At 63.5% G+C, this 23123-nt stretch carries 22 protein-coding genes, 1 tRNA gene and 1 pseudogene; 16 read left to right on the top strand and 8 right to left on the bottom strand.

The features are described 5' to 3' along the window. Window positions 1-15 precede the first annotated feature (15 nt). On the bottom strand, window positions 16-492 hold the full coding sequence (locus tag CKW37_RS06330; RefSeq protein WP_095154822.1) for a hypothetical protein: 477 nt from the start codon (window positions 490-492) through the stop codon (window positions 16-18). 213 nt (window positions 493-705) lie between these two features. On the opposite strand from CKW37_RS06330, the gene CKW37_RS06325 reads away from it, so the two are divergent. From CKW37_RS06325 to CKW37_RS06295, 7 genes are all read left to right on the top strand, one after another. Continuing rightward, entirely contained in the window at window positions 706-2193 is a 1488-nt protein-coding gene (locus CKW37_RS06325) for a sensor domain-containing diguanylate cyclase (RefSeq protein WP_095154821.1), read from the top strand. Beyond that, the gene (locus CKW37_RS06320; protein ID WP_095154820.1) at window positions 2186-2407 is read left to right on the top strand and encodes a cysteine-rich CWC family protein; all 222 of its coding nucleotides are present in this window, start codon (window positions 2186-2188) and stop codon (window positions 2405-2407) included. The genes CKW37_RS06325 and CKW37_RS06320 overlap by 8 nt, the downstream gene beginning before the upstream one ends. A 32-nt stretch (window positions 2408-2439) precedes the next feature. Then, window positions 2440-3132, top strand: a complete 693-nt coding sequence (locus tag CKW37_RS06315) for a pseudouridine synthase (RefSeq protein WP_095154819.1) — start codon at window positions 2440-2442, stop codon at window positions 3130-3132. Window positions 3133-3453: 321 nt separating this feature from the next. Further along, complete coding sequence (locus tag CKW37_RS06310; protein WP_095154818.1) at window positions 3454-4338, top strand: alpha/beta fold hydrolase; 885 nt, start codon at window positions 3454-3456, stop codon at window positions 4336-4338. Between the two features lie 147 nt (window positions 4339-4485). Beyond that, a tRNA-Gly gene (locus CKW37_RS06305) sits at window positions 4486-4559 on the top strand. A 191-nt stretch (window positions 4560-4750) separates the two neighbouring features. Then, complete coding sequence (locus CKW37_RS06300) at window positions 4751-4930, top strand: type II toxin-antitoxin system HicA family toxin (protein ID WP_095154817.1); 180 nt, start codon at window positions 4751-4753, stop codon at window positions 4928-4930. Window positions 4931-4987: 57 nt separating this feature from the next. Further along, window positions 4988-5395: a type II toxin-antitoxin system HicB family antitoxin gene (locus tag CKW37_RS06295; RefSeq protein ID WP_095154974.1), complete on the top strand. Its 408-nt coding sequence runs from the start codon at window positions 4988-4990 to the stop codon at window positions 5393-5395. Between the two features lie 76 nt (window positions 5396-5471). Here CKW37_RS06295 and CKW37_RS32345 read toward each other — a convergent pair whose 3' ends face one another. Then, window positions 5472-5780: a hypothetical protein gene (locus CKW37_RS32345; RefSeq protein WP_143501918.1), complete on the bottom strand. Its 309-nt coding sequence runs from the start codon at window positions 5778-5780 to the stop codon at window positions 5472-5474. 74 nt (window positions 5781-5854) lie between these two features. Here CKW37_RS32345 and CKW37_RS06290 point away from each other — a divergent pair, with 74 nt between their 5' ends. The 5 genes and pseudogenes from CKW37_RS06290 to CKW37_RS06275 all read left to right on the top strand — a co-directional run bounded on the left by CKW37_RS06290 (window position 5855) and on the right by CKW37_RS06275 (window position 12309). Further along, the gene (locus CKW37_RS06290; protein WP_095154816.1) at window positions 5855-7207 is read left to right on the top strand and encodes an APC family permease; all 1353 of its coding nucleotides are present in this window, start codon (window positions 5855-5857) and stop codon (window positions 7205-7207) included. 65 nt (window positions 7208-7272) lie between these two features. Continuing rightward, window positions 7273-8541, top strand: a pseudogene (locus tag CKW37_RS33535) (HAMP domain-containing protein); the annotation flags it as partial. A 102-nt stretch (window positions 8542-8643) separates the two neighbouring features. After that, complete coding sequence (locus CKW37_RS33530; protein WP_371864275.1) at window positions 8644-9399, top strand: methyl-accepting chemotaxis protein; 756 nt, start codon at window positions 8644-8646, stop codon at window positions 9397-9399. Between the two features lie 66 nt (window positions 9400-9465). Further along, entirely contained in the window at window positions 9466-10413 is a 948-nt protein-coding gene (locus tag CKW37_RS06280) for a cation diffusion facilitator family transporter (protein WP_095154814.1), read from the top strand. A gap of 165 nt (window positions 10414-10578) precedes the next feature. Further along, window positions 10579-12309, top strand: coding sequence for a SulP family inorganic anion transporter (locus CKW37_RS06275; protein ID WP_095154813.1), 1731 nt, complete (start codon window positions 10579-10581; stop codon window positions 12307-12309). Window positions 12310-12390: 81 nt separating this feature from the next. Here CKW37_RS06275 and CKW37_RS06270 read toward each other — a convergent pair whose 3' ends face one another. Together CKW37_RS06270 and CKW37_RS06265 are read right to left on the bottom strand one after the other, a co-directional pair. Beyond that, entirely contained in the window at window positions 12391-13029 is a 639-nt protein-coding gene (locus tag CKW37_RS06270) for a LysE family translocator (RefSeq protein ID WP_095154812.1), read from the bottom strand. 66 nt (window positions 13030-13095) lie between these two features. Continuing rightward, window positions 13096-14169 (bottom strand): glycerophosphodiester phosphodiesterase, encoded by a 1074-nt coding sequence (locus CKW37_RS06265; RefSeq protein WP_095154811.1) that lies wholly within the window; start codon window positions 14167-14169, stop codon window positions 13096-13098. Between the two features lie 112 nt (window positions 14170-14281). On the opposite strand from CKW37_RS06265, the gene CKW37_RS06260 reads away from it, so the two are divergent. The 4 genes from CKW37_RS06260 (at window position 14282) to CKW37_RS06245 (ending at window position 19622) form a co-directional block, all read left to right on the top strand. Beyond that, window positions 14282-15307, top strand: coding sequence for a DUF4917 family protein (locus CKW37_RS06260; protein WP_095154810.1), 1026 nt, complete (start codon window positions 14282-14284; stop codon window positions 15305-15307). A gap of 103 nt (window positions 15308-15410) precedes the next feature. Beyond that, window positions 15411-15956 (top strand): RNA polymerase sigma factor, encoded by a 546-nt coding sequence (locus tag CKW37_RS06255; RefSeq protein ID WP_095154809.1) that lies wholly within the window; start codon window positions 15411-15413, stop codon window positions 15954-15956. Continuing rightward, entirely contained in the window at window positions 15953-16906 is a 954-nt protein-coding gene (locus CKW37_RS06250; RefSeq protein ID WP_095154808.1) for a FecR domain-containing protein, read from the top strand. Before CKW37_RS06255 ends, CKW37_RS06250 begins: the two co-directional genes overlap by 4 nt. Before the next feature lie 145 nt (window positions 16907-17051). Further along, window positions 17052-19622 carry a TonB-dependent receptor gene (locus CKW37_RS06245; protein ID WP_095154807.1) on the top strand — a complete coding sequence of 857 codons (2571 nt, stop codon included), beginning with the start codon at window positions 17052-17054 and terminating at the stop codon, window positions 19620-19622. A 34-nt stretch (window positions 19623-19656) separates the two neighbouring features. Here the strand turns inward: CKW37_RS06245 and CKW37_RS06240 are convergent, their stop codons facing one another. The 4 genes from CKW37_RS06240 to CKW37_RS06225 form a co-directional block, all read right to left on the bottom strand. After that, the gene (locus tag CKW37_RS06240) at window positions 19657-20874 is read right to left on the bottom strand and encodes an SAM-dependent methyltransferase (RefSeq protein WP_095154806.1); all 1218 of its coding nucleotides are present in this window, start codon (window positions 20872-20874) and stop codon (window positions 19657-19659) included. A gap of 106 nt (window positions 20875-20980) precedes the next feature. After that, window positions 20981-21598: a TPM domain-containing protein gene (locus tag CKW37_RS06235; RefSeq protein WP_095154805.1), complete on the bottom strand. Its 618-nt coding sequence runs from the start codon at window positions 21596-21598 to the stop codon at window positions 20981-20983. A gap of 95 nt (window positions 21599-21693) precedes the next feature. After that, complete coding sequence (locus CKW37_RS06230) at window positions 21694-22446, bottom strand: YgcG family protein (RefSeq protein WP_095154804.1); 753 nt, start codon at window positions 22444-22446, stop codon at window positions 21694-21696. Beyond that, window positions 22446-23042 (bottom strand): LemA family protein, encoded by a 597-nt coding sequence (locus tag CKW37_RS06225; protein ID WP_095154803.1) that lies wholly within the window; start codon window positions 23040-23042, stop codon window positions 22446-22448. The genes CKW37_RS06230 and CKW37_RS06225 overlap by 1 nt, the downstream gene beginning before the upstream one ends. Window positions 23043-23123 lie beyond the last annotated feature (81 nt).

Genomic DNA, 23123 nt, shown 5'->3' with positions numbered 1-23123 from the left:
TGTCGGATTTAGCGATCAGTGGTCCCGGCCACGGTCGCCGTTGCGGTCGCCATTGCGTCCATCGCCGCGGCCGTCACCGCGATTGCCACGCCAACCGCCACCCCGGTCGTCACGACCTGGTCCGCGGCTCCAGTTATGGTCGTTGCGATCAGGACCACGGTTCCAGCCGTGATCATTGCGGTCAGGCCCGCGGTTCCAACCGCCGTCTGGACGACCAGGGCCATGACCGTCATAGCGACCAGGGCCGGGATACGGGCGGTGGGACGGGCCTGGCGCCGGTTGGTAGTAGCGCGGCGCCGGAGCGTAGTAACGCGGTTGCTGGGGTACTACGTAGTAACCGCGGTTGTAGGGATAAGCCGGCCGGTAGTAACCCGGATAGTCATAGCGATCGACCGAATAGACATCGGTTCGATAGTAGCCACCGCCCCCATAAGGCGCACAAGCGGTGAGCAACAAACCCAATACGGCAAGCAGAGAGAGTTGGCGATACATGGCGGCCTCCTGGACCGCGGAACTGCCCATCCCAGCGGCGCTGGTCGGCGTCGATCGGCAAACGTTCATCGACATTGAATCAGACCGCGAAAAGTCCGTGCCGTGCGATTTCAGCAATAATTTGAAATAGGTTGAAGCCGACAAAAATCCTCCGGTTATTTTTTTGTTACACCTCTAGAATAGGAGGCATTGGTAGCTGCTCCCGGGATTCCCATGCCGCTTCGTTCCGCCCTGTTTTCGCAACGGTCCCTGCTGCTGGCATTACTGCTGTTACTTGGCTGCGGCTTCATCTCGACTTCGCTGGTCAGCTACTACGCCTCGCGCAGTTCGATCCGCGACAACATCGTCAATACCGAACTGCCGCTGACGTCCGACACGGTCTATTCGGAAATCCAGAAAGACCTGATCCGGCCCATCGTGGTGTCCTCGATGATGGCGCAGGACACCTTCCTGCGCGACTGGACTCTCGCTGGCGAAACCAACCCGGAGCAGGTCACCCGCTACCTCAGTGAGGTCGAGCGCCAGCAGCGCGCCTACACCGCGTTCTTCGTGTCCGAGGCGAGCGGCACCTATTACCAGGCCAAGGGCATCCTCAAGAAAATCGACCCGAGCACCGAGCGCGACCGCTGGTACGCGCGGGTCAAGCAGATGACGGCGCCCTACGAAATCAACGTCGACCTGGACATGGCCAACCAGGACCGCATGACGGTGTTCATCAACTACAAGGTGTTCGACTACAACCACAATTTCATCGGCGCAGCCGGGGTCGGGCTAACGGTCGATGCGGTGGTCAGGCTGATCGATGCCTACCAGTTGCGTTACCAGCGGGCGGTGTACTTCGTCGATGCCCGCGGCAAGATTGTCCTCACCGGCTCGTCCGGCGGCCCGGAAGGCGCCCGCGCCGGGATTTCGCTGGACAGCATTCCAGCGCTGAGCCCCCTGCTGGCGCGCATGCCGACGCCGACCACCGGCAGCCGCGACTACGAGCGCAACGGCCAGAGCCACTACCTCAATGTGCGCTTCATTCCCGAACTGGACTGGTACCTGTTCGTCGACAAGCCCATCGGCGACAGCCTCGACAGCGCGAAGCAGTCGCTGTACCTGAACCTGGCGATCTGCGGGGTCATCTCGCTGATTGTCCTGGCGATGATCAACGGCATGATCCGCCGGCATCAGGACGGTATTCAGGAACTGGCGACCCTCGACAGCCTGACCCACCTGCACAACCGCCGCGCCTTCGACCTGCTGGCGGCCCAGGCGCTGCTGGAAGCAGAGCGCACGCCAGCGCCGTTGACCGCCTTGCTGATCGACCTCGACCACTTCAAGGAACTCAACGACACCTATGGCCACCTGGCCGGCGACGAAGTGCTGCGCCAGTTCGCCCGGGTGCTTGAAGGCAGCCTGCGCCAGGCCGACATACTCTGCCGCTGGGGCGGCGAGGAATTTGTCGTCCTGCTCAAGGACACCGATGCGACGAAGGGGCTCGCCGTGGCCGAGAAGATCCGCCAGCGCACCGAAGAGCGGACGTTCATGTTCGGTGAAACCGCCATCGAACTGACCACCAGCATCGGTTTGAGCAGCCTCCACGCCAACGACACCCTGCACAGCCTTATCGCCCGCGCCGACCTGGCGCTATACCGGGCCAAACAGAGCGGGCGCAATCGCGTCTGCTGCGAACCTTCAGCGCCCGACCATGGCTGATCCCGACCGCTGCCCCGCCTGCGGCGCCCTTAATCAGTGCAGCCTCGCCGATCCGCGCACCGCGGACCGGGCCTGCTGGTGCTACAGCGTGCAGATCGATCCGGCGCTGATCGAGGCGCTGCCCGCCGAGCTGCGCAACGTCGCCTGCCTGTGCCCGTCCTGTGCGCAGGTCGATGCCCAACTGAAAGCTGCCGACGTTTCACCAAACGGCTAAACTGCGCGCCCTTTTATCGCCCGTCCTTACCCATGCGCCTCGATCGTTTCCTCACCAACCTGCCCTGCTTCAATCGCCAGCAAGTGCGCTTGCTGCTGGTGGAGCGCCGCGTGCGGGTCGATGGCCAGGTGGTGAATGATCCGCGGCATGAAGTCCGGGTGTTCAGCCGCGTCGAAGTGGACGAGCAAGTGTTGCAGGCCGGGCATCCGGCCCGTTACTTCATGCTGCACAAACCGGCCGGCTGCGTCAGCGCCACCACGGACCCGGTTCACCCGACGGTGCTGGACCTGCTCGACGAGCCAGACAAGGACGACCTGCACATTGCCGGGCGCCTGGACTTCAACACCACCGGCCTGATGCTGCTGACCAACGACGGGCAATGGTCGCGACGCCTGACCCAGCCGCAGACCAAACTGCCCAAGGTCTATTACGTGGAGACCGAGCAGCCGATCGAGGAGCACTACGTCGCGCGCTTTCGCGAGGGGTTCTACTTCGCCTTCGAAGACCTCACCACCCAGCCCGCCGACCTGGAGCCGCTCAGCAGCCACAGCGCACGCCTGAGCATCATCGAGGGCCGCTACCACCAGGTGAAACGCATGTTCGGCCACTACGACAACAAGGTGGTGCGCCTGCATCGCGAGCGCATGGGCCCGCTGGAACTGGACCCGGCGCTTGCCCCCGGGCACTACCGGCCGCTGCGTGCGGACGAAATCCTGGCAATCTGAACCGCCCGCGTCCGACAGAAAAAATTCATTAATTGCCCGAACGGCACTTGCGGCATCGTCCACGGGCTGCTTGAATCGAATCGTCGGTCTTCATGTGACTTGCCGGTCACAGTCGTAGTCCAAGACACCTTTTTGCTGGCTACCCGTGCCTCGATGCGCAGGAGACCGGCAGATTGCCCACCAAGAACAACACCCGTCGACCAAGCCGGTATCGGATCGACAAGGGCCCCTCGCTTCACTTCCAGGCGTATGCCTACCTGTCATAAAGAACGTGCAAGCTTGCTTGGACGGATACCCTTTTTTGCGCCAGGAGTCGATGACATGAGGCCAGAAATCGCTGTGCTGGATATACAGGGGCAGTACCGGGTTTACACGGAGTTCCACCGTTCGCAAGAGGCCGAGAAAACGATCATCCTGGTCAACGGCTCGCTGGCTACCACGGCTTCTTTTTCGCAGACCGTGCGCAACTTGCTCCCGCAATTCAACGTTGTGCTCTACGACCAGCCGTATGCCGGCAAGTCCAAGCCGCACAACAGCAACGAAAGACTGCTGACCAAGGAAACCGAAGGGCAGATCCTGCTGGAATTGATCGACCACTTCGCCGCCGACCAGGTCATGTCCTTCTCATGGGGCGGCGCCTGCACCCTCATGGCCCTGGCGCACAAGCCACGGCGCATCGAGCGTGCCGTGGTCAGCTCGTTCTCACCGGTGATCAACGAACCGATGCGCGACTACCTGCAACGCGGGTCGAGGTTCCTCAAGGATTGCGACCGCTATCAGGTCGGCAATCTGGTCAACGACACCATCGGCAAGTACCTGCCGCCGTTGTTCAAGCGCTTCAACTACCGGCACGTCAGCAGCCTGGACAACCACGAATACGCGCAGATGCACTTCCACATCCACCAGGTGCTGGACCACGACCTGGAAAAGGCGCTGAGTTCGGCCCGGGCCATCGACATCCCGGTGCTGTTCGTCAACGGTGAGTGGGATGAATACACCACCGCCACCGATGCGCGGCAGTTCGGCCGTCACGTGCGCAACTCGCACTTCAGCGAGATCCGCAGCGCCGGGCACTTTCTCGACATGGAAAACAAATCGGCCTGCCGCGACACCCGCGATGTGCTGCTGAACTTCCTCAAGCCGACGCAACGTGAACAACGTCTGCGTTACCAGCCTGTACAGGGCCAGCATGCACTGGCCATCTGAGAGGAACGGGCGCCTGTAGCACAGCCAGCGGTATCGATCGCCCTGCCGGGCAAAATGAAGATCACCGCCCTGTCGCTACAGGTCGCACGCACGATTCACGGATAAAGCTTCAAATCGTTTCACGGTTCTGGTAAAAAGTCGGCCTGCGCGGGTGTCGTATAATGGCATTACTCCAGCTTCCCAAGCTGATAACGAGGGTTCGATTCCCTTCACCCGCTCCAGATTCCCCCTCGCTTCAACTCCCATCCTGAATATGCCTCCATCGACCCTTTCCAGGGGGCCGGTTTACGTTTGGCGTGCTTCGATTTCCTCTATCGCACCCTGATACACCTCCCCTGCACTCGTAATCGGGCGGGTAGGTATAGTGTTGATCGCATGAAGTCGGTAGGTATACTAACCACCAGGAGGTAGGGTGAATAGCCGGGAGCTGATAGCGAAGATTGAGTCAGACGGTTGGTTCCTCGTGCGCACCAGAGGTAGCCACCATCACTTCAAGCACCCGGAGAAACCGGGACTCGTCACCATTCCACATCCCAAGAAGGATCTTCTGGCAAAAACGGTTGCCAGCATTCTGAAACAAGCCCAGCTCTGAATGACTCCGATCAAGGAGCCCAAGCTTTTCGTCAGGCCGTCCGAGGAGGACACAGCAATGCTCTATCCAATCGCGATTCGTCCTGGAGATGACAGCCATGCCTGGGGGGTGGAAGTGCCCGACATCCCGGGATGCTTCTCGGCAGGCGATGATCTGGATGACGCCATGGCAATGGCCCGGGAAGCGATCGAAGGGCATCTGGAGTTGCTGGCTGAAGATGGAACGCCAATTCCTGCTGCGCGAAAAGTAACATTTCACTCCGCAAACCCTGAATTCGACGGCTGCATCTGGGCCTTGATCGAAATCGATGTCTCCAAATACCTGGGCAAAGCCGAGAAGCTCAATATCACCCTGCCCCGTCATCTGCTGACCCGGATCGACGAGTATGTGAGACACCACCCCGAACAACGCAGCCGCTCCGGCTTTCTGGCCTCCGCCGCGCTAAAGGTGCTGCAAGAGGCCTGACATGGGCCGTTCCCCCTTCCCCAATTAACCAGTTGCCAGATCAACTGGCCAATAGCACGGTAAATACCGTCAATTTTTACGGACATTTAAATCGACTAATAGCTGTCGATTGCAAAAATACGCCGCAAAAATACAAAAAATCTCGATAAATATTCATGAAATAAAAATAATGTAGCGTTTTACTTGACACGCTACCGCCCCTTCGTTTCTTATTTTTCACACCTTGCCCTGCGCCCGATAAACGAAGAAGAACAGCGCCGCCGCCATCATGACGCCCGTCCGCCCTTGCCCACACGCACCGCCTTCGTCGTTCCGGTCCTGCAAAACCTGACACCGGCGCCTTGCCCGCGCCCATTTCCGCTCCGCCATAAAAGGTAAACAACATGGAGCTGATCCGCTCAACCTTGCCGTGCCCGCCGCGCGCCGTATCCGCCGTCCTGCTTCAGGAGCATCGCCCCCATGCAGCCTGAACACAGCAGCGCCGGCAACGTCCAACTGCGCAAATCCCTTCGCCTCTGGCAGGTGGTGGTCATAGGCCTTGCGTATATCGCACCGATGACGGTGTTCGACACCTTCGGCATCGTCTCTGGCATCACTGCCGGCCACGTGCCCAGCGCCTATGTCCTGGCCCTGCTCGGCATCCTCTTCACGGCGGTGAGCTACGGCACGCTGGTACGACGCTTCCCGCAGTCCGGCTCGGCGTACACCTACACCCAACGGGCAATCAATCCCTATGTCGGCTTCCTTGTCGGCTGGTCGTCGCTGCTGGATTACCTGCTGCTGCCGATGGTCAACGCGCTCCTCGCCAAGCTCTACCTTTCGGCGATGTTCCCGGAAGTGCCGGAGTGGATCTGGGTGGCGGGCTTCGTCACGCTGATCAGCCTGGTCAACATGCGCAGCATCAATCTGGTGGCGAACTTCAACACGCTGTTCGTCGCCGTGCAGATTCTGATCATGGCGGTGTTCGTTTACCTCTGCCTGCGCGGCCTGCACCAGGGTGAAGGCCTGGGTACGGCCTGGTCGCTGACCCCGTTCGCCGACGAGAAAACCCAGTTCAGCGCGCTGATGGCAGGGGCGACGATTCTCTGTTTCTCGTTCCTGGGCTTCGATGCGGTCACCACGCTCTCGGAAGAAACCCACCAGCCGGAGAAAGTCATCCCCCGCGCGATCTTCCTGATCGCCCTGATCGGCGGCGTGGTGTTCATCCTCATGTCGTTCTTCATCCAGTCCTACTTCCCGACCATGGACCGCTTCCATGACCACGAAGCCGCGCTGCCGGAAATCGCCCTGTATGTCGGCGGCAAGCTGTTCCAGTCGATCTTCATCGCTTGCACGGTGATCAACACCATCGCCTCAGGCCTCGCCTCCCAGGCCAGCGTGTCGCGTCTACTGTTTGTCATGGGCCGCGACAAAGTGATCCCGCACAACGTCTTCGCGCGACTGCACCCACGGTTCAAGACGCCCGTGCTGAACATCGCCGTCGTCGGTTTCATCGCCCTGTCGGCGATCTTCTTCGACCTGGTGACCGCCACGTCGGTGATCAACTTCGGCGCGCTGGTGGCCTTCAGCTTCGTCAACCTGTCGGTGATCAATCACTGCTACCTGCGCGAAGGTCGCAACCAGGGGCTGGCCAACAAGCTCAAGTACCTGGTCCTGCCCACCATCGGTTTTTGCATCATCGCCATGCTCTGGCTCGACCTCGACGAACACTCGCTGCTGTTCGGCGGCGCCTGGGCGTTGTTCGGCGTGCTCTACCTGACCTGGCTGACCAAGTCTTTCCGGGTCGCGCCGCCCACCTACATCGCCGAATGAGCCAGCCCGTCGACAACGCCCGCCGCTGAGCGGGCGTTGCTCATGATCGAGAAGGAAATCACCCCATGTTCCCGCGCCGCCTCTCCATTCAGTGGAAGATCATTCTCCTTACCGGCCTGTGCGTTTCGGCCATCATCGTGTTCCTGATGCTCACCTCGCTGACCCAGGCCCGGCGCAGCGCGGAGCAGGTGTTCGCGGCCAACACCGAGCTGCTCGACCAAAACGCCCGCCTGCGCCTGCAGGCCCACGGCGAAACCCAGGCGCTGCGGATCCAGCGTTATTTCATGGATGCCTGGCAGTACGGCAATGGCTTCGCCCGCGTGGTCCAGGTCCTCAAGACTCGCGGCGACGCCGACCTGCGCGGCGAGCTGGTCAGCCAGGCGCGCACCGCGCTGGCCGGCAATCCCGACCTGATCGGCCTGTACCTGGTGTTCCAGCCCGGCGCGCTGGACCATCAGGATGCCCGCTTCACCGGACAGGACAGCCTGGGCAGCAACGACAGTGGCCGCTTCTCGCTGTATTGGTCGCAGCCCAAGCCGGGCACACTGGAATCGGAAGCGATGCCCGAGTCGATGCTGGCCGACACCAGCACCGCCGCCAATGGTTCGCCTTACAACCGCTGGCTCACCTGCCCGCTGGATACCGCCCGGGCCTGCGTGCTCGATCCTTATTTCGACGAGGTCAACGGGCGCCAGGTATTGATGACCAGCATCGCCCTGCCCTTGCTGGAAGACGGCAAGGTCATCGGCGTGATCGGCCTGGATATCGGCCTCGACAATCTGCAACAACTGAGCCTCGACAGCCGCAAGGAGCTGTTCGACGGCCAGGGCCAGGTCAGCATCGTCAGCCCCGCCGGGCTGCTGGCCGGCTACAGCCGCGACGCCACGCAACTGAGCAAGACCCTGGAACAGGCCTTCGGCCCGCTGGCAGGCGAACTGGTTACCGCGATCCGCTCCGGCAAAACGGTAGAGCGCCTGGAAAATGGCGAGATGCACATCACCCGCCCCTTCGCGCCCATTCCCGGCGCGGCGCCGTGGCAGGTGCTGCTGGAAGTACCGGAAGCGGTGCTGCAGGCGCCCGCCATCGCCCTCAATCAACGTCTGGCCGCCCACAACCAGGCGGCCAACCTCACCAGCCTGTTGATCGCCATCGCCGCCGCGGTGGTCGGCCTGCTGCTGGTCTGGCTGACCGCGCGCAGCGTGACCCGGCCGATCCTCGCGGTGTCCGAGCGCCTGCGCGACATCGCCAGCGGCGACGGCGACCTCACCCAGCGCCTGAACTACACCCGCGAAGACGAACTGGGCCAGTTGAGCGGCTGGTTCAACCGCTTCCTCGACAAACTCCAGCCGGTGATCATCCAGGTCAAGGAATCACTGCACGAGGCTCGCGGCACCGCCGACCAGTCCGCCGCCATCGCCAGTCAAACCAGCGGCGGCATGCAGCTACAGCAACGGGAAATCGAACAGGTGGCGACAGCCGCCAACGAAATGAGCGCCACCGCCCATGACGTCGCCCACAACGCGTCACAGGCGGCTCATGCCGCGCGCGGCGCCGACCAGGCGACCCGCGAGGGCCTGGAACTGGTGGCGGTCACCCGCGAATCGATCGACCGGCTGGCCGCCGACATGGACCTGGCCATGGACCGGGTCCGCGCCCTGGCCGGACGCAGCGAGGAAATCGGCTCGGTGCTCGACGTGATCCGCGCCATCGCTGAACAGACCAACCTGCTGGCCCTCAATGCCGCCATCGAGGCCGCCCGCGCCGGCGAGGCGGGTCGCGGTTTTGCCGTGGTCGCCGACGAAGTGCGCAACCTCGCCCAGCGCACCCAGGTTTCGGTGGAAGAGATTCGCCATGTGATCGAGGCGTTGCAGCTCGGCACCCAGGACGTGGTCGACGCCATGCACGAAGGCCAGCGCCAGGCCAAGGACAGCGCGACCCGGATGGAACAGGCGGTGCCCGCGCTGCAACGGGTCGGCGACGCGGTGACAGTGATCAGCGACATGAACCTGCAGATCGCCTCGGCCGCGGAAGAGCAGAGCGCCGTGGCCGAGGAGGTCAACCGCAACGTCGCCGGGATTCGCGACGTGACCGAGTCGCTGTCCGGGCAGGCCGATGAGTCGGCGCGCATCAGCCAGGCACTGAACCGTCTCGCCAACCAACAACAAGCTTTGATGGAGCAATTCCGGGTCTAGGATATGACCAGCAACAAATCGGGCGTGCCGTGGTGGACGCCCGGAAATCATGGGAGCCCCGATTAGATGGGTACGCGTTTTTTTGACCTGACCAGCGAACAGGGCGTGCTGCGCACGTCCATCGTCGTCACTTTATTCATCGCCGCAATCGGCATCGGCTTCGGCCTCGCCTCAGGCTCGTTCTCCATCGTCTTCGATGGTGTCTACTCGATGGTCGATGCCAGCATGAGCGGCTTGTCCCTCGTGGTGGTCAAGCTGATCACCGCCCACACCCGCACCGAACGCATGTCGCGCAAGCTGCGCGAGCGCTTCACCATGGGCTTCTGGCACCTGGAACCGATGGTCCTGGCGCTCAATGGCATCCTCCTCACCGGCGTGGCGCTGTATGCACTGATCAACGCCGCCAGCAGCCTGCTCGAAGGCGGTCGAGACCTGGAGTTCGGCGTGGCACTGGTGTACGCCGTGGTCACCGTGAGTGCCTGCCTGGCCATCGCCATCCTCGAAGCCCGCGCCAACCGCAAGATCCGCTCGGACTTCGTGGCGATGGACGTGAAAGGCTGGGTCATGTCGGCAAGCATCACCGCCGCGCTGCTGATTGCGTTCTGCTTCGGCCTCGCGGTCCAGGGAACGCGCTGGGAATGGCTGTCGCCGTACATCGACCCGGCGGTGCTGGCGCTGGTCTGCGTGGTGATCATCCCGATGCCGATCTCGGTGGTGCGCCAGGCGCTGGCGGACATGTTCCTGGTGACACCGGCCGATTTGAAACAACACGTCGATGAAGTCGCCCAGGCTTTTGTCGAGCGCCACAGCATGCTGTCGTACCGGGCCTATGTGGCGAAGGTCGGGCGGTCGCGGGAAATCGAGCTGTACTTCATCGTGCCCCGGACCATGCCCGCCCGAAACATCGCCGAGTGGGACGCGTGGCGGGATGAGATCGGCAATGCCATTGGCGGTGAAGGGCCGGATCGGTGGTTGACGGTGGTGTTTACCGGGGATCCGGAGTGGGCGGAGTGATGAGGCTCTAAAAACCACAACAACCGCTTCAGATTGGCCTCACAACTGCTCAGGGTATAGGATGCTGGCCAAATGCTGTCCACGACCCCGACCGTCCCCCCGAGGACGCGCCGGGCGTCGAGGTATTGCGCTAGCGTCTGCCCGATACATCAAAAGGACCTGATCATGTTTCTTTCCCGCTGGCTTCCGGGCCTGGCCAACCTGCTGCATTACCGTCGCGAGTGGTTCCGCCCGGACGTGCAGGCTGGCCTTTCGGTCGCCGCCATCCAGATTCCCATCGCCATCGCCTACGCGCAGATCGCCGGCCTGCCGCCGCAGGTGGGCCTGTATGCGTGCATCCTGCCGATGATCGTTTATGCGCTGGTGGGCAGTTCGCGGCAGTTGATGGTCGGCCCGGATGCGGCCACCTGCGCCATGGTCGCCGGGGCGATCGCGCCGCTGGCCATGGGCGATCCGCAACGGCTGATGCAGTTGTCGGTGGTGGTCACGGTGCTGGTGGGGCTGATGCTGATCGCCGCGGGTGTGGCACGGGCCGGGTTTATCGCCAGCTTCTTCTCGCGACCCATTCTGATCGGCTACCTCAACGGGATCGGCCTGAGCCTGTTGGCCGGGCAACTGGGCAAGGTGGTGGGCTTCAAGATCGAGGGCAACGGTTTCATCCTCAGCCTGATCAACTTCTTCGAGCGGGTCGGCGAGATCCACTGGCTGACCCTGATCATCGGCCTCGCCGGCCTGGCCATGCTGATCTGGCTGCCGCGACGCTACCCCAAACTGCCCTCGGCGCTGGTGACGGTGGCGGTGTTCACCCTGATCGCCGGTGTGTTCGGCCTCGACCAGTACGGCGTCGCGGTGCTCGGCCATGTGCCCGGCGGCATGCCGGAACTGGCCTGGCCGCAGACCTCGCTGGAAGAAATGAAAAGCCTGCTGCGCGACGCCCTGGGTATCGCCACCGTGAGCTTCTGCAGCGCCATGCTCACCGCCCGCAGCTTCGCCGCTCGGCACGGCTACGCGATCAACGCCAACCATGAGTTCGTTGCGCTGGGCGTCTCGAACCTGGCCGCCGGGGTGTCGCAGGGCTTCGCCATCAGCGGCGCCGACTCGCGCACCGCAGTCAACGACATGGTCGGCGGCAAGAGCCAGTTGGTGGGGATCATCGCCGCGCTGGTGATCGCCGTGATCCTGATGTTCTTCACCACGCCCATGGCCTGGATTCCGCAGGCGGCGCTGGGCGCGGTGCTGCTGATGGCCGGCTGGGGCCTGATCGACGTGCAGTCGCTGCGCAAGATCTGGGCGCTAAGCCGCTTCGAATTCTTCCTGTGCGTGTTCACCACCATCGGCGTGCTCGGCGTTGGTGTGTTGCCGGGGATCATCATCGCCGTGACCCTGGCGATCCTGCGCCTGCTCTACAGCATCTATCAGCCCACCGACGCGGTGCTCGGCTGGGCGCCGGGGGTCGAGGGCCAAGTGGACATCAGCCGCCACAAGGACGCCCGCACCGTACCGGGCCTGGTGGTGTATCGCTTCGACGACGCGATCCTGTTCTTCAACGCCGACTACTTCAAGATGCGCCTGCTCGACGCCGTGCAGCGCGAGCCCGAGCCGAAGGCCGTGCTGTTCGATGCCGAGGCAGTGAGTTCCATCGATGTCAGTGGCATCGCGGCGTTGCGCGAGGTGCGGGATACCTTGAATGCCCAGGGCATCGAAATGGGCATCGCCCGGGCCCGCGGGAATTTCCTCAGGATGCTGGTGCGCTCGGGCCTGGCGCGGGAGATGGACAACCATCTGCTGTATGGCTCGGTACGCGCCGGGATCCGCGCGTACCGGTTGTGGCGCAACAAGGTCAGACGGGATGAAGAGGATGCCGGGCGCGTAGCGCCGGTGCCTGATCTGCCTTGAGGATGGCGGACACAAACCCTGTAGGAGCGAGCTTGCTCGCGATCCCGTACACACCAGATCGCGAGCAAGCTCGCTCCTACATCAGCCGCGCCGCGGCAGCAGCCCCGGCAGCGCATGCAGCAAGGCATTCACCGCAAAGCCAATGAACATCAGCCCGCACGCCCGGGTGATCCACAGCTCGTAGCGGGTATACACCGTGCGCACCTGCCGTGCGCCGACCACCACGATGAGGATCAGGTAGGCCATCAGGCCACCGAGGAAACTCAGCGCGATCAGCGCCGGCAGCATCGACCAGTCCAGCGCTTCGGCGCGGCTGGAGAGCAGCGCGGTGAAGGTCGCCACGGCCACCGGGTATGCCTTGGGATTGGTCAAACCGAACACCACACCGTGCCAGAACGGCTGGCGTACCGCGCCCTGCTCGCCACCCGCGGCGCCCGGGCGACTGCGCAGTGCCCGCAGGCCGAGCCAGAACAGGTACAGGCCGCTGATCAGGCCGAGGATGTCGAACACCGAACTGCCGATCTGCCGCGCACCGACAATCGCCACCAGCGCGGTGCTGCACCAGAGCACATCCCCCAACAGATGACCGCACAAAAAGCCGGCGCCAGCACGACGACCACGGGTAGCGCCGATCCCCAGCACGGCCAGCACGCCAGGGCCCGGTGTGATGCCATAAATGAAGCCGGAAGCGAGCACGGCGAACAGCAGCGATAGCGTCATGGGGAGGAGGTCCGTATCAGGTAGACGCCAGAGTCTACGCCGCCTCCAGGGCAATCGACCAGAGGCTCAATAGCCCCCGGACTTCAACAATATCGCCTCGTCCTGCGGCACCCCTCGCCCATAAAAGCGCAACAGCGCACCCGTGCGATTGGTGAAGATGCCATCGACCCCGGCGTCGCTGACGCGCTGGAAATCCACCGCCTCATCAACGGTGTAGACGTGCACCAGCAGGCCCTTGTCGTGAGCCATGCGGTTCATCCATGGCTGCACCAGGTCGGCGTAACTCTGCTCGCCTCCCGCCGCCAACGCTGCGGACGGGCCGACGCCGACGGCGCCCGCCGCCTTGGCATGATCGAGCCAGCGCTCGAACTCGGCGCGATCCCTGGGGTGCTGGCGGGCGAGGAAGGCGGCTTTATCGCGCTCGCCCGACTCGGCGAAGGTCGGGCCTGGCATCGGCTCGATATGCCCCTTGCCCAGCCACAACAGCAGCACCTTGGGCACCTGCGGCATGGCCGTGTGCAGCAGCGCGAGGCTGTCGCGGTCGAAACTCTGCAACACCACCCGCCCCGGCACATCCAGCCAGCCGCGGGCCTGCAAGGCGCGCCGCAGGTCCTGTTCGATACCGGGAAACAGGTTCGGCACCTTGGTTTCGATGTACAGCCCGGGCCGCAGGGCAGGATTGGCTTCGGCGATGTCCATCACTTCCTCGAGCGTCAGCACCTTGAGGCCGGCGAACGCCGCCCGGGCGCGCTCGGGATAGGCCTGGTTGAACCAGCTTCCCGCATCCAGCGATTTCAATTCGGCGAGGGTGAAGGCGCTGACCGGACTGTCCTTGCGCTCGGGAAAACGCTCGGCCACATCGCTGGTGCGGTGCAGATCATTGTCGTGCACCACCACCAGTACGCCATCGCTACTGCGTTGCAGGTCCAGTTCCAGGTAATCGGCGCCCAGGTCGCGAGCCAGTGCATAGGCCGGTGCCGTGGACTCTGGCGCATCGAACGATGCCCCGCGATGAGCGATTACCGCCGGATAGGCAATGCCCTGCGCCTTGGCCAGCACCGCGCCGTCGCGGGCCATGACCGGCGCGCTCAACCCCAGCAGCGCAATGCCCAGCCCCAGAAAGATCCCCTTGAATGACATCGACCGCTCCTCATCAAAACCGGCCCAGAGCATAGTCGCCGACACGGATGACAGCCCGTGACGTGCTACAGTCCCGCCCTGCCAATTTGCAACAGATTCCTACGAGACAAGCATGCCCCTCGCCGACGTCGACGCCACCCTCGCCTCCTGGCCGGATCTCAACACCCGTCACCCGTGCAGCGGCCTGCTGCTGGGCAACGGCGCCAGCCGGGCGATCTGGCGGCCGTTCAGCTATTTCTCGCTGTTCGAGCTGGCCCAGCGCGTGCGCAACAAGCCGCTGGGGGTGAGCGACCAGGCGTTGTTCAAATCCCTCGGCAGCGAACTGTTCGAGCCGGTGCTCAGCGCCCTCAACACCACCGTGCGGGTCAACGCCGCACTGGCGATCAGTTCGTCGGCGCCGCTGAACCGCTATTACGCGATCAAGGAAGCGCTGATCCACGCCGTGCGCAGCGTGCACATCCCGTGGAAACTGCTGCCATCCAGCACCCTGGCAGCGATCAATACCGAGCTGCGCAACTACCGCGCGGTGTTCTCCGGCAACTACGACCTGCTCAACCACTGGGCCGTCAGCCACGACCCGCAGGGTTTCCAGCCGTTGTTCGATGAAGAAGGCCACTTCGACGTCAGCCGCACCCACGGCGAAGGCACGCGCATGCACTACCTGCACGGCGGCCTGCACCTGCTCAAGACCCAGGACGGCGGCACCCGTCAGCGCGCGGCCAACGGCAGCCAGTTGCTCGACGGTTTTGCCATCAACACGCCGGGCGACGTGCCGCTGTTCGTCAACGAAGACACCAGCGAACATAAGCTGCAAGCGATCCGCGCCTCGGATTACCTGACCTGGAGCTACGCCGCGCTGGCCGCCCACGATGAGGGCCTGTGTATTTTTGGCCATCACCTTGATCGCGCCGACAGCCATCTGCTGCGGGCGATCCAGCAGGCCCGTCCGGCCCATCTGGCGATCGCGATCCTGCCGTTGAACGACGCCTCGATCATCAGCCAGAAGCAGCATTACGCGCGCATCTTCGGTGAATCGCCGGAGATCACCCTGCATTTCTTCGATGCCAGCAGTCACCCGCTCGGCCGTGCCGAACTGAACGTGCCGGCCCCCGCGCCAATCACCCGGCGGCGCCGCTGAAAGACGCCCGCGGCAGGAACATGCTGAAACACCCATAGTAAATAACAATAATTCTCGATAACATTTGCGACCTTTCTCTCCGGCACTTTCCTGGAAAGCTCGCATGCGCCGCCCCAAACCCGATCCTTTCGCGCAAGAAACCTGCCATGGGTTTTACAGCGACATCCTGCATTTCCTGCGCAAGCGCATGGACAACGCCAGCGATGCCGCGGACATGACCCAGGACGTCTTCACCCAATGGCTGGGTTACCGCGACAAAGCCCGGGTGGAGCAGCCTCGCGCGTTCCTGTTCCAGATGGCGCGCAACCTGCTGCGCGATCACTGGCGGCGGCAGAAAGTGCGCCACACGGTGCTCGACGAACATGCCGAGTCGGCGGAGCAAACCCAGGCCTGCGAAGCCCCAAGCAGCGACCCGATGGCCAGCGCGCAGCACCTGCAACGCCTGGATCATTTGAAAATTGTCCTTGCCGAACTCTCGCCGCGACGGCGCGAAGCCCTTATGCTGCACCGCTTCGAAGGTTTAAGTCAGGCACAGATCAGTGAACGCATGGGCATTTCAGTCAGCATGGTGGAGAAACACATCGCCGCCGCGCTGCTGTACCTCAAGCAGCGCCTGGACAGTGACAACGTTGCGGAGCAACCAGAATGACCCTTCCTGACATGGACAGCCGTTCGGTCGACGCCCAGGCGGCGAGCTGGTTTACCCGTAACCGCAATGAGCGCTCGCGGGCCTCGCGCAAAGCCTTCGCCCAGTGGCTGGAACACCCCGGAAACGCCCGCGCATACCATCAGTTCGAGCAACTTTGGGACGACCTTGCCGCCCTCAAGGAACTGAACAAGCCGGTGCAGCTACGCCCGCGCAAAGCCTCGTACTGGCGCCCGGCGCTGGCCACGGCGGCAGCGCTGGTCTGCGCATTGCTGGCAAGCAACCTGGGCAAGCCAGCCGCGTCGGCGGAACAACAACTGGCCAGTCTGGATGGCCAGCCGCGCACCATCACCCTGCCCGATGGCAGCCGTCTCAACCTCAACGCCAACTCCCGCGTGCGGATCGATTTCGATGCCGAACGGCGGCTGGTGCACCTCGATCAAGGCCAGCTCTACCTGGAAGTCAGCCCGGACAAGGAGCGACCGTTGTTCGTCGATGCCGGCCCCGCCCGGGTCCGGGTGGTGGGCACCGCGTTCGACCTGCGCCGCGGCCAACAGGAACTGGTGCTGAGCGTGGACCACGGCCTGGTGGCGTTCGACGCGCCGGGCGAGCGCCGCGAACCGATGCTGCTGGGTGCCCGCGAGCGCGCGGTGTACAACCTGGCCCGCGGCGACCTGGTGCGGCAGACCCTGAGCGACGGCGAAGTCGCCGACTGGCGCAGCGGCCATGTCTCGTTCCGCAACCGCGAGCTGGCGAGCCTGGTGGATGAGCTGTCGCTGTACCGCCCGGCGGCGGTACTGCTGGCTGACCCGGCGCTGGCGAAGTACCGGGTTTCCGGCAATCTCGATGTGCATGACCCTGACGCCCTGCTCAATGCCTTGCCGGCGTTGCTGCCGGTGAAGACCGCCGTGTTGGCGGATGGGCGGATGCGAATCGAGCGCGCCGGAAAGTAGAACCACCGCTTCGCAGCAAGCCGCTGAAAAATTCTGAGAATATTTTTCATTCGCATGTGAGGGTTTTTCCTCGCCCCGCGTCTTCCTCCCCGTCCGCGCCCTGCGCACTGACTTTTTCTGGCCTTTGGCCGCACTGGGGGATTTCATGTTTCGCGCGTTTCGACCTTCCAAGCCGTTGTCTGCCCGTCCATCGCTGCTTGCCGTGTGCCTGGCCCTTAGCCTTCAGGCCCAGGCCGCACCCGTTGAGCTGCAGTTGCCAGCCCAGCCACTGGCCACCTCGCTGAGCCAGGTGGCGCAACAGACCAAAGTGCAACTGCTGTTCGACGAGTCGTTGCTGCGCAACGTTTCCGCGCCAGCCCTGCGCGGCAATTTCAGCGCCGAGGAAGCGATTGCCCGCCTGCTCGCCAGCAGCCGCTTCACGCTGGTCAAGGTGGGCACCACCTACGTGGTGCGCCCGAAGGAAGACGAAACCACGCCTCCCGGCAACAACAACACGTCCATCCAGCTCGGCGCCATGAGCATCGTCGGCGACGGCCAGCAGGTGACCCCGGCCACCGTCGGCCGCTCGACCCTGACCCAGCGCGATATCGACCGTGAACAGGCGAACAACGTGCCGTCCCTGCTGAGCACCCTGCCCGGCGTGGAAATGGCCGGTTCCATGATGCCCGGCGGGCAGAAGATCAATATCTGGGGCATGGGCGACGCCGAGGACGTGCAACTGACCGTCGACGGCGCCACCAAGACCGGCTTCGAGCGCTATCAGCAAGGCACGATGTTCGTCGAGCCGGAGCTGATCAAGAGCATCGAGGTCGAGAAAGGCCCGCACTCGCCGTTCGTGGGCAACACGGGCCTTGCCGGCAGCGTGCACATGACCACCAAAAATGCCCCGGACCTGCTGCAGGAAGGCCGCGACACCGGCGCGATGGTCAAATACGGCTACTCCAGCAACGACCATCAACAGGTCTACAGTACGGCCCTGTTCGGGCGCACTGAAGACCGCCGTATCGACGGTCTGGTCTACCTGACCAAGCGCGACGGCGACGATTTCAAGCTGGCCTCGTCGCAGCCCGACCCACGCAACCAGTACCCGATCAATCCCAAGCGCCTGCCCGACAGCGCCCAGGACCTGGAAGGCGGCCTGTTCAAGCTGAATGTCCAGCTCACCGATGAGCAGTCGCTCGGCCTGTCCTACTCGCGCTCGAACAACCAACGCATGACCCGCTACTCGTCGACCAACTACTCGACGCCGCCGACCCAGGCCAATATCGACCGCTACGGTTACAGCGACGCCATTCGCCGCTTCCTCGCCCACCGCGAAACCATCGACACCACCTGGTCGGCCAAGTACCGCTTCCAGCCGGTGGACAATCCGCTGGTCAACCTGGAAGTCAGCTATTCGGAGTCCGATGTCGATCAGACCGACGAACGCGGGCCCAACGCCTTCTTCCAGCTCGCCACCGGCGGCCGGCGCATGGAGACCGAATACAAGGACCGCAACTTCGAAGTGCGCAACACCGCGCAGTTCAGTACCGGCGTGCTGGAGCACTCGCTGACCACCGGCGCCGAACTGCACCGCCACTCCCGCGAAACCGAAATGTGGATGCCGGGCACCGCGCAAAACACCGCAGCCTACAACTACGGCCACTTCCAGCCGAACTTCATGCCCCACGGCAAAGTGGACACCAACAGCGCCTACGTGCAGGACGCCATCACCCTCGGCCAGGTGACCATAACCCCGTCGCTGCGCTACGACCATGTGCGCAACCGCGGCGAAGATAACGACGCGCCGTTCTACAACGTAGCCTCGGCTGGCCACGACTACAGCGCCAAGACCTACACCGGCTGGTCGCCGCGCCTGTCCGTGTTCTGGCGTGCCACCGACGACGTTGCGTTCTTCGCCGACTATTCGAAGACCTGGCGTGCGCCGGTCATCGACGAGCAATACGAAGTACAGAGCGCGGCCAGCACGCGCAGCGCCACCAGCCGCGACCTCGATCCAGAGCGCGTCACCGCCCTGCGTGCGGGTAACGTCACCGACTTCTCCGGCCTGTTCTTCGCCGACGACAACCTGCAGGTCCGCACCACCCTGTTCCACAACAAGATCAAGGACGAGATCTTCAAGAACCTCGGTGTCGAGTGCCAGGCGCAGAACGTGACCGGCGGCAGTATCAGCCAGGCCTGCGGCAACTACCTGATCGGCAACTACCGCAATCTCGACGGCGTGACCTACAAGGGCTTCGAGGTGGAAAGCTTCTACGATTCCACCTACCTGTTCGGCACCCTCTCCTACACCTGGATGACCGGCAAACACGAAGGCGCCTACAACAACCCGTGGGGCCCGGATGTCTGGGCGCGGGATGTACCAGCACCGAAATGGGTGGCGCGTCTGGGTGTGAAGATTCCCGAATGGGATGTGGTGGTGGGCTGGAAAGGCCTGTGGGTACGCCAGACCGATCGTCTGCCGAGCGACAAATACCCACCGGGTTTCATGGGCAGCGCACTGGGTGACAGCGCCTGGGACCATCGCGCCAACGACGCCTACAACGTCCAGGGCCTGTTCGCCAGCTGGAAACCGAAGCAGCAGTACCTGAAGGGCACCGAGGTCAACTTCACCCTCGACAACATGTTCAACCGCGATTACGTGCCGATGCTCAGCGACAACAACGTCTACAGCACGGGGCGCAATGCCAAGGTGAGCATTACCCGGTTCTTCTGAGTAACGTGGGGGCCGCCTTGCGGCCCCGATTCACTCACGCCGGAATCAGTTGATCCGCCCGCAGCAATGTCTCCAGACAATGCTCAGAAACCCCATAGAACGCCTTCAGCTCCGCGATCTTCTCCAGCAACGCCGCTGGATCCCCCGCGTCCTTGCGCTTGGTCGCAAGGATCATCTTGTTCTTGTTGGTGTGTTCCAACGAGATGAACTCGAACACCTTGGTGTCGTAACCACAGGCTTCCAGGTACAGCGCACGCAGGCTGTCGGTCAGCATTTCCGCCTGCTGCCCGAGGTGCAGACCGTATTGCAGCATCGGCTTGAGCAACCCCGGGCTGTGCAGTTGCGGACGGATCTGTTTGTGGCAGCACGGCGAGCACATGATGATCGCCGCGCCACAACGGATGCCGGTGTGGATCGCGTAGTCGGTGGCGATATCGCAGGCATGCAGGGCGATCATCACATCGATCTCGGCCGGCACGACGGTGCGCACGTCACCCTGTTCGAACACCAGGCCCGGATGTTCAAGATGAGCAGCGGCGGCGTTGCACAGTTCGACCATGTCCGGACGCAGTTCGACACCCGTCACCTGCGCCTGACGCTGCAACGTGTTGCTCAAGTAATCGTGGATGGCGAAGGTCAGGTAGCCCTTGCCCGAGCCGAAATCCGCCACCCGCACGGGTTTGTCGTCCGCCAGCGAAACACTGGCGAAGGCATGGGAAAACACCTCGATGAACTTGTTGATCTGCTTCCACTTGCGCGACATGGCCGGGATCAGCGCCTGCTGCTTGTCGGTCACGCCGAGGTCCTGAAGGAACGGCCGGCTCAGTTCCAGGTAGCGTTTCTTCTCGCGGTCATGCTCGCCGCCCGCGGCCTGGCGCTCTTGCTGCGCGGCGTTGCGGTGCAGCATCGGCTTGCCCTTCTTGCTGAACTCCAGTTGCGCGTCATCGGCCAGGCTCAGCAGGTGGGCATTGCGAAACGCGCCCGGCAGCCATTCGCCGATCTGCGCCAGCGCTTCGTCCAGCGGCAGGTTGCGGGTGATGTCGCGGGTCTTGTAGCGATGGACGAATGACAGGCAGGCCTGCCCCTTGACCGTCAGCGGCTTGGCGATGATGCGTTGCAGGTCGGCTTCGGCGCCGACGTGACGGGCCAGTACCAGCTTGACGAAGGACTGCTGGTGCAGGCTCTCGGCCAACAGGGCGAGAAACTGCGCACGCGCATCCGGCGCGGCCTGGGCGGTGGGGGTAGCGGACATGGGGATTGGGTGCCTCGGGGGTTGCGGGGGCGCCAGCCGGCGCGCAATGGCGGGCATTTTACGTTGATGCCCGGCCAGCGCACAGCTTTTGTCGATCAGCGCGGCATCAGTCGAGGATCACCAGACGATTGGGAAGCTCGTTGCGGCTATGGGTCAGCGGCACATGAGCCTTGAGCAATTCGCCACACGCCTCGATGCAGGTGAGAAAACCCGCGAGCGTCTGGCCCGCGCGCACCTGGGCGGTGAAGCCGGCGACGATGGCCTCCCAGGCCTGATTGTCCAGGCGCGAGGCGATGCCGTCGTCCACCAGGATTTCCACATAACGCTCCGCCTCGCTGACGAAAATCAGCACACCGGTGCGGCCTTCGGTGTGGTGCAGGTTCTGTTCGAGAAACTGCCGCCGCGCCAGGTTCGACGCGCGCCAGTGGCGCACCGCCTTCGGCACCAGGCGACTGGTGAACAGCGGCAAGCGCAGCACCAGGCACAGCACGATAAACGTCAGCCATTGGGTAATCAGCAGACCGTGGGCGCTGAACCAGCCCGTGACGTAATACACCAGCCCCGGCACCAGTAGCGCCAGCAGGCTGGCCCAGACCAGCGGCACATAGGCATAGTCATCGGCGCTGCGGGCCAGCACCGTGACCAGCTCCGCGTCGGTGTGTTTCTCGACCGCAGCGATCGCCTCCGCGACCTGTCGTTGTTGCAACTCATTGAGCAATGCCATCAGGTTGTTCCTTGAACACAATTCAAATGCGCCGCGATTTCCACGGGATCGACCGGCCGGCCGCGCCTACAGGGTTTCCCGCCACACCCGCGCACTCACCAGCTACCGGACGATCCGCCGCCGCCAAAACTGCCGCCACCGCCGCCAAAGCCACCACCTCCACCGCCGCGACCGAATCCACCGCCGCCGCCCAGCCCGCCGAAGCCACCGCCAAAACCGCCACCCGGCCCGCCACGCCGGCCGCCGCCACCAAGGCCCTGCAAATACAGCACAACCACCACCATCAGAATGAACAGCCCGATGGACAGCAAGGACGGCGACTCACCCTCGCTTTGCCCGCCGCTGAGCGCGGACGGCTGGGCCAGCGGGTTGCCGCCGAGTACCTGCAGGATCGCGGCCGCGCCCTGGACGATGCCCTGGCTGAGTTCGCCGCGCTTGAAGGCCGGCAGGATGATCCGGTTGATGATGACCGACGACTGCGCGTCGGTGAGGCGTTCTTCCAGCCCGTAACCCACTTCGATGCGGACCTTGCGTTGCTCGGGGGCGACGATCAGCAGCGCGCCGTTGTCCTTGCCCTTCTGGCCGATGCCCCAATGGCGGCCCAACTGATAGCCGTAATCCTCGATGGGCAGACCTTGCAGGTCGGTCAGCGTGACCACCACGACCTGCTCGCCGGTGCTCTGTTCATGGGCTTCGAGCATCTGCCCGAGTTGGCCGCGGGTATGGGCGTCGAGCAGGTTGGCGTTGTCCACCACCCGCCCGCTAAGCGCCGGAAATGACGGCTCGGCGCGCACCGTCAGGGCCATGGCGAACAGCGCCAGCAGCACCACGGCCTTGAACAGGCGCATCAGAATTTCACTTCAGGGGCTTTGTCGGCATCGGCACTGGTCGCTTCGAAGCTCTCGCGCAGCGGCAGGTCGCTGTACATCACGCTGTGCCAGATCCGTCCGGGGAAGGTGCGAATCTCGGTGTTGTAGCGCTGCACGGCGGCGATGAAATCCTTGCGCGCCACGGCGATGCGGTTTTCCGTGCCTTCGAGCTGGGACTGCAGGGCGAGGAAGTTCTGATTGGCCTTGAGGTCCGGGTACCGTTCCGAGACCACCATCAGCCGGCTCAGCGCACCGCTCAACTGCGACTGCGCGGCCTGGAACTGGCGCAGTTTTTCCGGATCGTCGAGGGTGCTGGCGTCGACCTGGATCGACGTCGCCTTGGCCCGCGCCTCGATCACCGCGGTCAGGGTTTCCTGTTCATGCCGGGCATAGCCCTTGACCGTTTCCACCAGGTTGGGGATCAGGTCGGCGCGGCGCTGGTACTGGTTCTGTACCTGGCCCCAGGCCGCCTTCACCTGTTCGTCATAGTTGGGAATATTGTTGATCCCGCAGCCGGCCAGCAGGCTGGCCAGCAGCACCAGCAACCACGGCTTCGCACCCTTGAATACCCGCATCGTCGCAACGCTCCTTGATTATCCGTAACGCACCGGACTTGAGGCATAATCCGTGGCCGCCGCTGGATAGTGCAGGCCCAA

It is taken from the genome of Pseudomonas sp. Irchel 3E13, assembly GCF_900187455.1.
GTDB lineage: Bacteria > Pseudomonadota > Gammaproteobacteria > Pseudomonadales > Pseudomonadaceae > Aquipseudomonas.
Note: the sequence above shows the minus strand (reverse complement) of the source record. Positions and strands in the feature narration are given on the sequence as shown.